This is a genomic window from Fructobacillus papyriferae (assembly GCF_018437225.1).
GTDB classification, from domain to species: Bacteria; Bacillota; Bacilli; order Lactobacillales; family Lactobacillaceae; genus Fructobacillus; species Fructobacillus papyriferae.
Genome location: NZ_JAAMFI010000001.1, coordinates 671,255 through 685,635 on the forward strand (window position 1 = coordinate 671,255; position 14,381 = coordinate 685,635).

General features: G+C 47.5%; 11 protein-coding genes. 3 read left to right on the top strand and 8 right to left on the bottom strand.

Translation table 11 applies throughout. The annotated features are described in order from the left end of the window. Window positions 1-282: 282 nt before the first annotated feature. From G6R27_RS03200 to G6R27_RS03210, 3 genes are all read left to right on the top strand, one after another. A complete protein-coding gene (locus G6R27_RS03200) occupies window positions 283-1,014 on the top strand; it encodes a gamma-glutamyl-gamma-aminobutyrate hydrolase family protein (protein WP_213819628.1) in 732 nt (243 codons plus the stop codon). Beyond that, window positions 1,004-2,296, top strand: a complete 1,293-nt coding sequence (locus G6R27_RS03205; RefSeq protein ID WP_213819629.1) for an APC family permease — start codon at window positions 1,004-1,006, stop codon at window positions 2,294-2,296. The genes G6R27_RS03200 and G6R27_RS03205 overlap by 11 nt, the downstream gene beginning before the upstream one ends. Window positions 2,297-2,465: 169 nt before the next feature. Next, window positions 2,466-3,755, top strand: coding sequence for an APC family permease (locus G6R27_RS03210; protein WP_213819630.1), 1,290 nt, complete (start codon window positions 2,466-2,468; stop codon window positions 3,753-3,755). 75 nt (window positions 3,756-3,830) lie between these two features. Here the strand turns inward: G6R27_RS03210 and G6R27_RS03215 are convergent, their stop codons facing one another. The 8 genes from G6R27_RS03215 to G6R27_RS03250 all read right to left on the bottom strand — a co-directional run bounded on the left by G6R27_RS03215 (window position 3,831) and on the right by G6R27_RS03250 (window position 14,138). Continuing rightward, window positions 3,831-5,165, bottom strand: coding sequence for a DEAD/DEAH box helicase (locus G6R27_RS03215; protein WP_213819631.1), 1,335 nt, complete (start codon window positions 5,163-5,165; stop codon window positions 3,831-3,833). Between the two features lie 119 nt (window positions 5,166-5,284). Further along, window positions 5,285-6,610 carry a GTPase ObgE gene (gene obgE / locus G6R27_RS03220; protein ID WP_213819632.1) on the bottom strand — a complete coding sequence of 442 codons (1,326 nt, stop codon included), beginning with the start codon at window positions 6,608-6,610 and terminating at the stop codon, window positions 5,285-5,287. Between the two features lie 337 nt (window positions 6,611-6,947). Further along, window positions 6,948-7,655: a hypothetical protein gene (locus G6R27_RS03225; RefSeq protein WP_213819633.1), complete on the bottom strand. Its 708-nt coding sequence runs from the start codon at window positions 7,653-7,655 to the stop codon at window positions 6,948-6,950. Further along, entirely contained in the window at window positions 7,656-8,399 is a 744-nt protein-coding gene (locus G6R27_RS03230) for a hypothetical protein (protein WP_213819634.1), read from the bottom strand. A 2-nt stretch (window positions 8,400-8,401) separates the two neighbouring features. Further along, on the bottom strand, window positions 8,402-9,175 hold the full coding sequence (locus G6R27_RS03235; RefSeq protein ID WP_213819635.1) for an ABC transporter ATP-binding protein: 774 nt from the start codon (window positions 9,173-9,175) through the stop codon (window positions 8,402-8,404). Then, the gene (locus G6R27_RS03240; RefSeq protein WP_213819636.1) at window positions 9,172-10,308 is read right to left on the bottom strand and encodes a tetratricopeptide repeat protein; all 1,137 of its coding nucleotides are present in this window, start codon (window positions 10,306-10,308) and stop codon (window positions 9,172-9,174) included. Before G6R27_RS03240 ends, G6R27_RS03235 begins: the two co-directional genes overlap by 4 nt. A gap of 326 nt (window positions 10,309-10,634) precedes the next feature. Next, on the bottom strand, window positions 10,635-12,434 hold the full coding sequence (gene uvrC, locus G6R27_RS03245; RefSeq protein WP_213819637.1) for an excinuclease ABC subunit UvrC: 1,800 nt from the start codon (window positions 12,432-12,434) through the stop codon (window positions 10,635-10,637). Between the two features lie 81 nt (window positions 12,435-12,515). Then, window positions 12,516-14,138 carry a CTP synthase gene (locus tag G6R27_RS03250; RefSeq protein ID WP_213819638.1) on the bottom strand — a complete coding sequence of 541 codons (1,623 nt, stop codon included), beginning with the start codon at window positions 14,136-14,138 and terminating at the stop codon, window positions 12,516-12,518. Between the last annotated feature and the right edge of the window lie 243 nt (window positions 14,139-14,381).

Below are 14,381 nucleotides of genomic sequence, written 5' to 3' on the forward strand. Positions count from 1 at the left end.
TCTCTTCCTCCATCCAATTATGCAATCCACCACTGATGGACTTAATACTTCCTCCATTTTAGCATAGGCCGGGATTGATTTTACCAGAAAGAACGTTAGACACTTTTGGCTAAATTTTCTAATAAGATCCGCATTTATCTTCTTGATTAGAAAAACAAATGTTTTGATACGACAAATCGTTTTTGCTTATTTTAGAATCAAAAAAACAAATGAAAAATCCATTGATTTCAATACTCAAAGGAACTATGATTAAAAAGTTCTAATTTTTAGGAGGAAAGAAATATGAAAATTGCCATTACAGCCGATGTCAACTTACAAGACACGCCGATTATCAATATGCAGTACGCAAGTTACGTACCAAAACCAATTGTCGATATCGTCATGGAACAGGGGCACCTGCCCGTCGTCTTCCCAATCGCCAAAAAAGAATTGGCGGCGGAATTTGTTTCCATGGTCGATGCCGTCATTATACCCGGTGGTCCCGATGTTTCACCCTTTGTTTACGAAGAAGAACCCCACCAAATGATTGGCACGACCTACCCGGAAAGAGACATCTTCGAACTCGCCATCATCAAAGAAGCCGTTAAGGCGGGTAAGCCGGTCTTTGGTATTTGTCGAGGGGCCCAAATTATCAACGCCTACTACGGTGGGACCATGTACCAGGACTTGACCAGTCAATACCAACAGGATCATTTAATGCAGCATAGTCAAGCTGCCCGGGGATTCATTCCCGTCCACCACGTCAATGTCGAAAAAGATTCCTTTCTTGGACAGGTGTTTGGGGACAAGGCTTTCGTCAATTCCCGTCATCACCAGGCCATTCACCAGGTTGGCGACGGCTTGGAAGTCACGGCCTGTTCGGCAGACGGCATTGTCGAGGGAATCGAACACCAAGTCGATCCCGTCTTGGCCGTTCAATGGCACCCCGAAAACCTCTGGCTGGACATGCCAGAAGAAAAAGCCCTCTTCACTCACTTCTTTGATTACGTAAAGGAACAGCAACATGGAAAATAAAAAAGCAGCAGTCCAAAAAATGGGCTTTCTCTCATTAATTCTCTTCGGCATTAATGCCGTCATCGGGTCCGGAATCTTCTTGTTACCTTCTGCAGGAATGAAGATGTTTGGGCCGGCCAGCATTCTGGTCTTAGTCTTTGATGCCGTCTTGGCCTTCTTAATCGCCATGTGTTTTGCTGAATGTGCTTCCTACTTTAAGCAGACCGGTGGCGCCTATGTTTACGCGAAAGAGGCCTTTGGTAACTTTGTCGGCTACGAAGTCGGCTTTGTCACTTGGGCCATTCGAATCATCGCCGAAGCCACCATGTACGTTGCCTTTGCAACCGCTCTTGGAAGTGTCTTCCCCTCACTTGCAACGTCAATGGCAAAGGACATCATCGTCACCGTTCTCTTCATCGGCCTTGGCCTTTTGAACATTGCCGGCGTTCGTTTGACGACCTTGATTTCAAACGTCGTGACCGTCGGAAAGTTAGTGCCAATCTTTTTGGTTATCATCTGCGGCCTTTTCTTTATCAAGCCCACCCACTTCGATCCCTTCTTTGTTCAAAAGCTGGCAACGACACCAAACTTTGCTGCCGCAGCCATCACCCTTTTCTACATCTTTACCGGTTTTGAAGGCGTGGTCATCACGGCCGGGGACATGAAGAACGTCAAGAAAAACCTGCCCAAGGCCCTCTTGATCTCACTTGGAACAGTTGTTGCCACCTATGTACTGATCATGGTCGTTTCAATCGGTGTCCTGGGTGGTAATCTAGCCCACTCAACCGCCCCACTGAAGGATGTCTTTACGGTCATTGCCGGAAACTTTGGTGGTAACCTCGTGTCATTTGGTACCCTGCTTTCTATCGGGGGTCTCTGTGTGGCTTCCTCCTTTGTCACGCCACGTTCCGGTGTCGCCTTAGCCGAAAACAAAATGATGCCACAGGTATTGGCCAAGAAGAACCGGCGCGAGGCTCCTTATGTCGCCATCGTTGTCTCTTCTGCCATCTCATTGATCATCGCCTTCTCTGGTTCCTTCACGGCCCTGGCTCAGATTTCAGCAGTCTCCCGATTTGCCCAGTTTATCCCAACCATCATTGCCGTCATGGTCTTCCGTCGCACTAAAAAGGACACGGAACACTCATTCAGCATGCCATTTGGCCCGGTCATTCCAGTCTTGGCATTGGCCGTTTCGGCCTGGTTGCTATGGCACGTGGATGTCAAGAGCCTGATTTGGGGACTTGGCGCACTGCTTGTCGCAGTACCCTTCTATTTTTTCACGGGCAACCACAAAAAAGCCTAAACTACAAAAACACGCGAGTTTGTCCCTCGGGTGTTTTTTATTGACACTAAAGGCCTCGTCCTATCAACCTTCGTTGACAGATGATTTCAATTAAACTATCATTAGAAAAGCATATTTTCTATCAGGCAGCCCTTTGACTGCCTTTTTCAATGAAAAAGTAGGGGAAACCATGGGACAAGATCGCACAAGCACACAAAAAATGGGCTTTATCAGCCTGATTCTCTTCGGAATTAACGCCATTATCGGCTCTGGCATCTTCCTTCTGCCTTCAACAGGGATGAAACTTTTCGGACCGGCAAGTATCTTAGTATTGCTTTTCGATGGTTGCTTAGCTTTCTTCATTGCCATGTGCTTTGCCGAGTGTGCGTCCTACTTTAAGGAATCCGGTGGGGCCTATGTCTATGCCCGCGAGGCCTTTGGCCGCTTTGTCGGTTACGAGGTCGGCTTTGTCACCTGGGCTATCTGGATCATTGCCGAAGCCACCATGTACACGGCTTTTGCCACCGCATTAGGTGGGATTTTCCCTGCTTTGGCTGGCCCGGTTGCTAAAAACGTGATTATCACCTTACTTTATCTATGTTTGATCACCTTAAACATCTCAGGCGTTCGCCTGACGACCATTATTTCAAACGTCGTCACGGTCGGTAAGCTCGTGCCCATCTTTCTGGTTATCATTGTCGGCCTCTTCTTCATCAAACCAACCCACTTTGACCCATTCTTCGTTCAAAAACTTGCCACAGTGCCCAACTTTGCGACTGCCGCCATTACCATGTTTTACATTTTTTCAGGATTTGAACGGGTGGTCATCACGGCAGGCGACATGAAAAACGTGCAAAAGAACCTACCAAAGGCCTTGCTCATCTCTCTTGGAACGGTCGTAACGGTCTACATCCTGGTTATGACAACTTCGATCGGCGTACTTGGCAACCGTTTGGCTAGCTCAACCGTACCGTTAAAAGATACCTTTCAAGCCGTAGCCGGTAACTTCGGCGGTAATCTGATTTCCTTTGGGACCATCGTTTCCATCGGGGGAATCTGCCTGGCTTCTTCCTTCGTATCACCACGTTCCGGAATGGCTTTGGCTGAAAATAAAATGATGCCTGCTTTCTTAGCCAAGAAAAACCGACGTAACGCTCCTTACGCAGCCATTCTGGTATCCGCCACGACGTCGCTTTTGATCGCCTACTCCGGTTCCTTTGCGGTTTTGGCGCAGATTTCAGCCGTCTCCCGCTTTGCCCAATTCATCCCAACGATCTTGGCGGTGCTGGTCTTCCGGAAGACGATGAAGACCAGCGATTCCGGCTTCCGCGTTCCATTCGGGCCGCTCGTGCCAATCCTGGCCTTGATCGCTTCGATCTGGCTGCTCTTCCACGTTTCCGCAGCGAACCTGCTTTGGGGATTGGGCGCCTTGATTTTGGCCGTTCCATTTTACTTCTTAACGAAGCGACACCATCAATAATGAAACAAAAGAAGCAGGAAAGTTAAATAACTTTCCTGCTTCTTTTTTCTACTTTGATAAGGTAAAGAGGCGCATTTAGTCTCTCTTCTCCGCCCATTTTGGCTTTCCCTTGTTCTTCTTTTTGCGGGCTTGGTGCTTTTGCTTGGCCTTCTTCAAGGCTTTTGGATCCTCTTGCTTTTTCAACGCGGCCTTTTTAGCAGCAAAGCCCTGGCCAGGTTTCTTAGGTGAGGCAGCCGGCTTTGCTTTCTTTGTTAAAGCAACCGAAACCGCTGGCCGACCTTCGACTTCCGCTGCTTCTTCACGGAGAACAGCCGCCACCTTTTTATCTGCCACCGTTGCCCAAGAGAACTTGTTCAGCGCAACATCTTCTGGCAGATACTGCTTCAGCATTCGAATATCATGATCATTTCCAAGCGTGAGCACCTGACCAGGCAAACCGGCACGACCGGTACGACCGGAACGGTGCAAATAAGCGGTCAGGTTTCTTGGCACCTGGGCATTGACTACCAGTGGCAAGCCCGTGATATCCAGCCCACGGCCAGCCACATCCGTTGCTAAAAGCAAGTCCAAATCCCCTTTCTTGAAGGCCTTGAGCGCATCGGCGCGTTTCAAGTGGGACTTTTCGTTGTTACCAACCGACATCACTGAAGCATGTTCGTGCCGCAAAGCCGCTTGAGCAGCCACCAAGGCGTTAATCGAGTTAAAGAAGACCAGCGCCTGCACGTGCCGTCGGGCCAGTTCGATCAAGACCTTGTGACTGGAACGGGCGTCCACGTGCAAATAGGTGTGCGCAATTTCCTTTGGTGACTGCTGACCAACGGAGACCGGCTTGACGGATTGCCCGAAAAGCTCCTGTACCCAGGCTAAATCAACACCGGAAGTCGCCGAAAAGAGCGTCACTTGCTGTAAAGCCGGCAAGTTGTCGGCCAGTTTTTCCAAATCCTCTCGGTGCTCGTCCGTCAAGGTCGCGTCGGCTTCATCAACAACCAACATGGAAAAATCCTTGGTCTTCAAGGCTTTCCCATCGATCATCGTTTGGATTCGGCCCAAAGTTCCAACCACAACGGCTGGCTTTTCCTTTTTCAGCTTGTCCGCTTGGCGCTTCCCGTTCGCCCCACCTATCAAAGAAGCGACCTTGACGCCAATCAGGGCTGCATAGGGACGAATAACCTGAGCCAACTGAGCACCCAGTTCTTGGGAAGGGGCCAGAATCAAGAGCTGGTGGCTCTTCTTTGTTCGGTCCAATCGCGAAAGCAAGGGCAAAGCGAAGGCCAAGGTCTTTCCAGAACCGGTTGGCGCCAGACCAAAAAGCGACTGCCCTTCTGAAAGTGGTTCGAAAAGGGCCTCTTGAATGGGCGTTTTTTGCTCAAAATGTTTCGTAAATTCTTGTTCAAGTTCGGGTAAGATCATGTCATTCTCCACGGAAATATCCGCTGTTTACTTTTCTTTATTATAACAGTCGAGGCCGTCGTCATAAAAAGGACGAAGCGACTTTTCCAATAAAAAAACCTGGTTGCCCAGGTTTTTTCTTAATCAGAATATTCAAAGACAAAGTTCGTATTGTTGATGCGAACGTCGTCGCCGTCCTTGGCCCCGACTTCGCGAAGCTTGTCGTCGACACCCATATGACGGAGCTGACGGGCAAAGCGCATCACCGTCGCTTCACGCTGCAAGTTCGTCATGGCAGCCAACTTCTCGACTTCTGGTCCAGAAATCAACCAGCAACCATACTCGTTGTCCCAATCGACCGAAACAACCGGCTTCTTGTCCTCTTCGAACTTATAAACCTTGCTGTTGTCGTCTTCTGCTTCTTCCTTTGCCTTGTAGGCTTCGGCAACCGGTGCCTTGTCCAGCAAGTCGGCTGTTTCACGAAGAAGCGTATCGACACCGTCGTGGGTCACAGCCGAAATGGCCATGATCTCAGGGGTTTCCTTCAGCCCAGAGTCAGCCTTAACCTGCTTGACGAATTCCTTGTAGTTTTCTTCGGAATCCGGCATGTCCATCTTGGTTCCAACCACGATCTGTGGTCGTTCCAAAATGGTTGGGTCGTACTGTTCCAACTCAGTTAAGATCTTTCGATACTGCGTGTAGGGATCTTGTCCTTCAATACCAGACATATCGACCAAATGCAGGATCACACGGGTCCGCTCCACGTGACGAAGGAACTGGAAGCCCAGCCCAACGCCTTCAGAAGCCCCTTCGATCAAACCTGGTAAATCGGCCATGACGAAGTCGCGGTCGTCAGACAGACGAACCATCCCGATGTTGGGATCAATGGTCGTAAAGTGGTAAGCGGCAATCTTTGGCTTCGCGTTAGAAACAACGGACAGCAAGGTCGACTTACCAGCAGAAGGGAAACCAACTAGGCCGACATCGGCCAGAACGCGCAATTCCATCTTCAGGTTACGAATCTGACCCGGCTCTCCGTTTTCAGAGAGCTCAGGGGCTGGGTTTGCTGGCGTGGCAAAGTGGATGTTACCACGGCCGCCACGGCCTCCGCGAGCCACGACAAGCGTTTGCCCGTCGTGAACCATGTCCCCAAGAACTTCGCCAGTGTCGGCGTCAGAAACAATGGTTCCTTGTGGGACCTTGATGATGCGGTCTTCGGCAGACGCACCGGTCATTCCCTTGGTACCACCCTTTCCACCGGACTGGGCCTTAAAGTGGCGGTTATAACGGAAGTCCATCAACGTGCGTAGTCCTTCGTCTACCTTCAAAATGATGGAGCCACCATGACCACCATCCCCACCGAAGGGACCGCCCATGGCGACAAACTTTTCGTGTCGGAAGGAGACGATCCCATCGCCACCCTTACCGGCTTTTAATTCTACTTGTGCTTGATCGACGAATGCCATGACCGGTCTCTCCTTTTACTCAATCGTACTACAGACATATAATTTTAACACAGAAAAGTCAGACTAGCTACATGCAAAGGCCTGCTATAAGGGAATTTCTGGGAAAATTTGTCTATTTTATTCGATCGCTATCCTTTACTAGCCCATCACTTCGAGCTGCTACAGAAAAGACCTGCTTTTATCCGCTGGATAAGGAGCAGGTCCACGTATTTAATTGATTTGACCAAAATTACCATTTTATCCCAATAGATAAGGCTGCTACACCAATAGAATAGCACAACAATCCAGCAATTTCTAACGGCGATCCAGCATTTTTGGTCGCTTGAACCCACTAAACTTAAGATATTCTGCTCTTGAGCATTTTTCTTTTGCTGACTTTCAAAACCACTATGAACACAGCTAAATCGATCAGGCCGTATAAAAAAGAGAGCAACAACCCGCCCCGTTCATTAGCAAGCGTCGACTGCACCAACCAAAAAGGAAAGATTCGGCTAAACATCGCCAGCCAATCCGGATAAAAACGAATGGGCGCAATGGCAACCGAGATAACGGGCAACAGGCCGATCAACAGATTGCTAAAGAAATACGGGTTAGGACGGGTAATGGACAAAAAGGACACAATCAAGCCTAAAAGTTCCGCAAATAGCATTGCCTGCCCCATTCCCAACAAAAACGTTGGCCAAGATTGTATCCATAGCTCCCCCGTAATTCCAAAGAGCACTACAAAAGCCAAGCTTTGCAGCAAGATGACGAAAAAAGAAACACCTACCATAATGCCAATCAAATAAACCAGCGAACGGAAACTGAGATAAAAATCGAGTAGCAAGCCATCCACTAATGCTCCGACTAAAATCTGTGCCAAAATAGCGACAACCTGCATTTCAATTGATAATGCGATAAAAGATTGTAGGGCGGACGCTTCCAAAAAGTTAGTACGCAAAAAGGAAAAAAATAAAACCGTAAAAAGGGGTTCAATAAAAAAGCTAACCAGCAGCGTTTTGGGATTGGCAAAAACGCCCAAATTTCTCATAACTGTCAATATCATCTACAACACCTCCAGCTCGGCACTCACTCGAATTCGCAACAAAATCTTTCGAAAGAGGGCATCCGAAGCGAATAGAAAAAGAGATATGTCGATCAACCAAATAGCCCAAAACCACCAGCACGGCCAATCCGAAAAAAGCACCAAACGAATCGGCAATCGCATTGGTAAAAGATAGCTGAGCACATCCAAAAACGAACCCGAGGGGAACAACGGTCCAAGAAGCCCTGAAATCAAAAGCAAAGGCAACACGCATAGTCCCTCATAGACAAAGGCATGGCGACTTAATAAAAACAAACTGGCCAAAACATAGGTGATTGGTAATGCTGATAGCCAAAAGAGCAGCATGCCAAATACAACCTGCGAAGAAATAAAGGGCATCGAACAGCCGTTAAGCAAAAAGGCCAGTCCAAAAACGATTGGCAGAGCAATCAAACCAAAAGTTGAAGATGAACTAATTAGAGCCAATAGCGCTGTTCTTGGATTTTTCGAAGCGTTCACCAAATAGACCAACACCCCTTGGTTCCGCTGAAAATGTAAAATGCCAGCAGCCGTTACTGCACTATTCCAAATACCAAATAGCACACTTGTCGCAACAGCTCGCCCAGACAAAAGATGATTATTGGCAAAAGAGCCAATGTATTGCAGCAATAACAACGAGACAGCGTTCATTAAAACCAGAAAGAAGAAATAGGACTGAGTGGCTGTATTTTTCAAATGAAAAAACAGCATCGATAAAAAGCTCATGCTCATCCTCCTAACTGATCGATAAGGGCTAAGTAAGATTCCTCCAACGTTGCCGGTCGGTCAATTCGTTTCAAGCCAGAAGCCTCAGCTAGTTCGGCCACGGATCCCTCAAAAGAAAAGTGACCTTGGTACAGCAATTGGATACGATCAGCCAAATCACTCACTTCGTGAAGTTGGTGACTCGTCAGAATAATCGCACGGCCACCTAGGGCAATTTTTTTGATTAGTTGGCGAATGGCTACTGCCGTTTTGGCGTCAACACCGTTCGTGGGTTCGTCCAATAACAAAACTGGCGTTTCTTTCAGCAAGCCACGTGCAATGTGCAGGCGCTGAAGAAGCCCCATCGAGAGTGCTGAAACTTTTTTATCCGCATGTTCGAGAAGCGCAGTGTCGCCCAAGACTTTTTCAATTCGACTTTTACGTTCTTTTTGGGGGATTCCCATTAAAGTTGCAAAGAAGACCAAGTTTGACAAAACCGAACTGTTCCGATAAAAACCACGACTGCCACCAAAGACTACCGCAACATGACGATTCAAAACGTTCAGCTGGTTGGTTCGATCTTTGTCATAAAGAAAAACGCGGCCTTCATCAGCTGTCATGTATCCTGCAGCGATTTGTAGCAAGGTTGTTTTTCCGGCACCGTTTGGCCCAATCACCGATAAAATTTCGCCAGGGTATACGTCTAAAGAGACAGCAGCCAACGCTTGATCATCGCCATATTTCTTCGCCACATTTTGTAGCTGTAAAACAGGCCGAAGCTTTCTTTTTTCGTTCATAAATAGAGTTCCCAATGATTTTCTTTTAATGCAAGCGCAAGGCCTTTTGTCTTTTCAAAATCCCCCAGCTTGTTATACGAAGCCAATAAGATTTTATAGACACTTTTCATGGCCGTGACATTTCCAAACAACCGATAATTCTCTATGGCCGCTCGACCGTTTTCAATTGCTGTTTGGTAGTTTTCACTCTTATACTCTAGAGCCGCTAGGGCACCTAAAGTTTCAGCAATGTATTCCGAATCATGTTGAACATTTCGTTCAAGATTGTGCTGTAAAATCTTTCGCGCTCGATCGTGTTGTTGGGCCAACAGATAGACTTGCGCTCGATTCAACGCCACCTGTCCAAGATAGCGTAAAATCATGTCACGCCGTTCGTCATCCGTTTCTCGTTCCAGAGCAACATTCAGCACAATATCAGCGTTAATCATCGTCAATTCCAAGGTCGCATTGTTTCCCTCTTCTTTAATCAAATAAAGACCAAAAAGGTTATCAATCAAGCCAGTCACTAGCAAAGAGGCTTCATATTCCTTTGCTTGGTAACTAGCTAGTATCTCAGCAATCGCACCCTTAAACTTCTCGACGTCATGCATCCGTTTTAGCTCACTCACCGCAATGCGATGTAAGAGAACGAGTCGTTGCTCAGTTGTCACGTTTTCAAGACGACTAGCGTTCGTAAAGAGCTCACGAAAGCCCGGGTCTTGATTGGCTGATAAAATCGTTGCGCTATACAAAAACAGAAGAAAATCATTTTCTTGACTGATCTCATCCAATCTTTTTCGAACAACCTGTTCCAAAGCTTCATAATTACCCGTTAGTAAAACGACAATATCAAGCCAATATTTCAGACGATTAATCGGTACAGCCAATAGCTCATCTACCAAAGCATCTGTTTCCGGCAGTTTCATCTCAAACTTAGCAGCTACTAACTCGGCATATTTTTGGCCATCCGACAATCGACGAACACCTAAATCGCTCAGATAATGTGGTGTCGATAAGCTTCGATTTAGGTCAATATCATTATCGCCATTCAGCACTCGCCTGGCTAGTTTTAGTCTAGTAAAAAAGGCCGGGACCTCTTGTAATTCAGCAAGGCCGACCTTTTCATACTGACCAATGTATTCTTTAAAATTCATTGATCACTCCTTTTAATGTGCCCATGAAAACATCATGTCACTGATAACGATTGTCATTCGTTCATCGAGTTCGTTATTGACATCATCAACAACTTCTTGAATATCATCTTTTTCTACAAGATCGATCATTGTCGGCCTCCTTTTTACTAATGTAATTTCTTTGTTCACCCCAATCCTACTCCCAAAGTCAAGAAATATAAGAAAAAGCAAGAAATTTGGACAAAACGAGCCCTAACCAACCGTTATAAAACAGTTCTATTAATTCCGTCCTTTTTCCCATCAAAAAAGCCAAGGAGTCTTTGCTCCCTGGCTTTTCAAAAATTGATTTACTTTTCCACTTTTGACTGCGATAGCGACCAGTGCACCAACTGCGCTGTTTTTTGTGACAGCCCTAGCTCTTGCAATTCGTCAATCGAAGCCGCTTCGATTTTAGCAAGGGAGCCAAAATTGCTGAGCAATTTCTGCCTCGTCTTTGGCCCCACACCCGAAATGGCGTCCAGCCTTGAAGCCAAGGACTTTTTCGACCGGGATTTGCGGTGGAAGGTGATAACGAAGCGGTGCACTTCGTCTTGTACCCGCTGGACTAAGAAGAAGCCCTGCGAGTGGTGGTCCAAAGGCACGATTTCTTCGGTCTTACCCGAAATCAAATCAGCCGTCTTGTGCTTGTCGTTTTTGACCATGGCTGCCACCGGAATGTCTAAGCCAAGCTCGTCCTCCAGGACTTCCTTGGCCGCGTGCAGCTGGGCAATGCCCCCATCCATCAGAATCAGGTCTGGCATCTCCTCGTGTTCCTTTAGCAAACGGGAATAACGACGGCGGATGACTTCCTGGGTCTCCGCCCATTCGTCTGCGTGGTGAACCGTTCGGATTTTGTACTTACGATACAAATCCTTGTTCGGCCGGCCATCTTCGAAGACAACCATTGCCGAGACGATCTCATCCCCCTGGGTGTGCGAGTGGTCGAAGGCCTCAATTCGGTGCCCCATCGAAATGCCCAGGGCATCGGTGACTTCCTTCATCGCCTGGGTCGTCTTTTGTTCGTTTAATTCCATCAAGCGGAATTTTTCTTCTAAGGAAATCCGGGCGTTCTTTTCCGCCAGATCCAACAGGTCCTTTTTCTCCCCGCGAACCGGTGTCCGCACGGGTAGGTCCAAGGCTTCCGACAGCAAATCCGTATCGATCACGTCAGGTACCAGGACTTCACGCGGCTTCTGGATATTCTTTTGCAGGTAGAATTGCTGAATGAAGGTCGTCAATTCGTCGACACCGTCTGAGACGACCGCAAAGGTCTGCTTGGACTGACGAATCAAGCGGGCCTGCCGCAAGAAGAAGACCGAAACGGTCATCCAGCCCTTGTCCATGTAGAAGTTGAAGAGATCGCGTGGTGTCGAGTCCTTGGACAGCATCCGCTGGCTTTCAACCGTCTCATCGATGTACTTGAGCTGGTCGCGCAGATCAGCGGCCCGCTCGAACTCCATTTTGTCGGCCGCCTCTGCCATCTCTTTTTCTAAGCGCTTTTTAACCACTTTCGTGTCACCAGACAAGAAGCGCTTAATCCGATCGACCTGAGCGTCGTATTCGGCCATCGGCACGGTCTTGAAACAAGCACCCAGGCACTGTCCCATTGAATAGTAAAGGCAAGGCCGTCCCTGCCGTCCTTTACAACGGCGCAGAGGATAGTTCTTTTCTAAAAAGTGCAAGGTTTCTTGTGCGGCAAAGACGTTGGGATAAGGCCCAAAGTAGAAGGCCCCGTCCTTTTTAACTTCAGATACCAAAGCCAAACGCGGATTGCGTTCCTTGGTGATCTTGATATAAGGATAGCCCGTTCCGTATTTCAGCCGAATGTTGTAATAAGGCTTGTACTTCTTGATCAATTCGTTTTCAAGCAAAAAGGCTTCTTTATCGGAATTGGTCACGATAAAGTCAAAGTCGACGATGTTTTGGACCAATTCAGCCGTCTTACCTTCATGATCTTGCTTAAAATACGAGCGGACACGATTTTTAAGATTCTTCGCCTTACCGACGTAGATAATTTTGCCCTGAGCGTCCTTCATCTGATAGGAACCAGGCTCGCTTGGTAGAAGCGATAACTTATCTTCGATATGTTTTGACGTCTTTGCTAACATAGGTCCATTATATCCTTTTCGTCACAAAAAGACCGCCTGTAAAGCGGTCTTTTTAAGAACAAATTTACTTGTGTTGTCTTATTAGTTCTTTTCGTCTTGTGCGATCGCAGCCTTGATGAAGGCGTGGTAAAGGCCTTCTGGCTTGTTCGGACGAGAGATGAATTCTGGGTGATACTGTGCCGCGATGAAGAAGTCGTTCTTTGGATATTCGATGACTTCCATCAATTTGTCGTCAGGTGACGTGGCAGAGAAGAGCATACCATTTTCTTCGAATTCCTTACGGAACTTCGTGTTGAATTCATAGCGGTGACGGTGACGTTCGTCAACTTCTTGCTTGTTGCCATAGGCAGCAGCCGTCTTGGAACCTTCAAGTAAGCAAGTTGGGTAGAAGCCCAAACGTTGCGTACCACCGAGGTCCGTCACTTCGTTTTGCTCGTTCATCAAGGAGATGACCGGGTGGGTCGTTTCTGGGTTCAACTCGATTGAGTTAGCATCCTTGTAGCCCAAGACATCACGGGCAAATTCCACGGAAGCCAACTGCATTCCCAAACATACCCCAAGGAATGGGATGTTGTTTTCACGGGCGTACTTGATGGCCTGGATCTTGCCTTCAGTACCGCGAGGGCCGAAGCCACCGGGAACCATGATGCCATCGTAACCCTTCAACATGTCAGCCACGTTGTCGGCCGTCACCGTTTCAGACTTGATGTGATCAATGTGCACATCCGTGTCTTCGCTGTAACCACCATGCTTCAGTGATTCGTTGACAGAGATGTAAGCATCGGGCAAGTCCGTATACTTACCAACAACAGCAACCTTGATTTCCTTCTTAGGGTGCTTGATGCCTTCGACCATCTTGGCCCAATCTGACATGTCTGCTTCCGGTGCTTTGATTTGCAACTTGTCCAAAACCACATCATCCATGTGTTGGGCTTGCAAGTTCAAAGGAATTTCATAAAGTGTTTCCACGTCACGCGATTCCACAACAGCCTTGGGATTGACATCCGTGAAGGTGGCTAGCTTTTCGACAATGCTTTCTGACAAAGGCTTTTCCGTACGCAAGACCAGCATGTCTGGTTGGATCCCAAGCGAACGCAACTGTGTGACCGAGTGCTGCGTTGGCTTCGTCTTAGCTTCCCCTGCAGCGCGGAGGTAAACAATCAAAGACGTGTGAATATAAAAGACGTTTTCGTTACCAAAGTCTGACTTCATTTGACGCAAAGCTTCAATGAAAGGCAGTGATTCGATATCACCAACCGTTCCACCAACTTCGACGATGACCACATCGGCGTCCGTTGATTCCCCGGCTTTGACGATCTTATCCTTAATGGCGTTGGTGATGTGAGGAATGACCTGAACCGTGCCACCGTTGTAATCACCGCGACGTTCTTTAGCCAACACCTCAGAATAAATGCGACCAGTCGTCACATTAGAGTACATGTTGGTATTGATGTCCATGAAACGCTCATAGTGTCCCATGTCCAAATCAGTTTCCAAACCATCTCCCGTCACGTACGTTTCACCGTGTTGGTAAGGTGACATCGTACCTGGGTCGACGTTAATGTATGGATCCAGCTTTTGGATGGCCAACTTGAGGCCGCGGTTTTTCAGCAAGCGTCCCAAAGATGCTGCCACAATTCCCTTTCCAAGTGAGGAAACGACCCCACCGGTCACGAAGATGTACTTGGTTTGTTTCTTAGCCATACTGCCTCCTATGTAGCTCGACTGCTTTCGGCGATCTCAACCCGATGGGATTCGGTCAACCAGCCATATAAAAATAGAAAAACTCCCAAGCAATGCTTGGGAGCTATAAACGTTTTCACATTAAATGTGAGCCCTAATATATATTACTGATTGCCCCTATTGATGTCAAGAAATTTTCTGAAAAAGTATGTGTCGGAATTTTAGTTAAACAGCAATAAATTCTAAAGAGCAATAGAAAAAGGA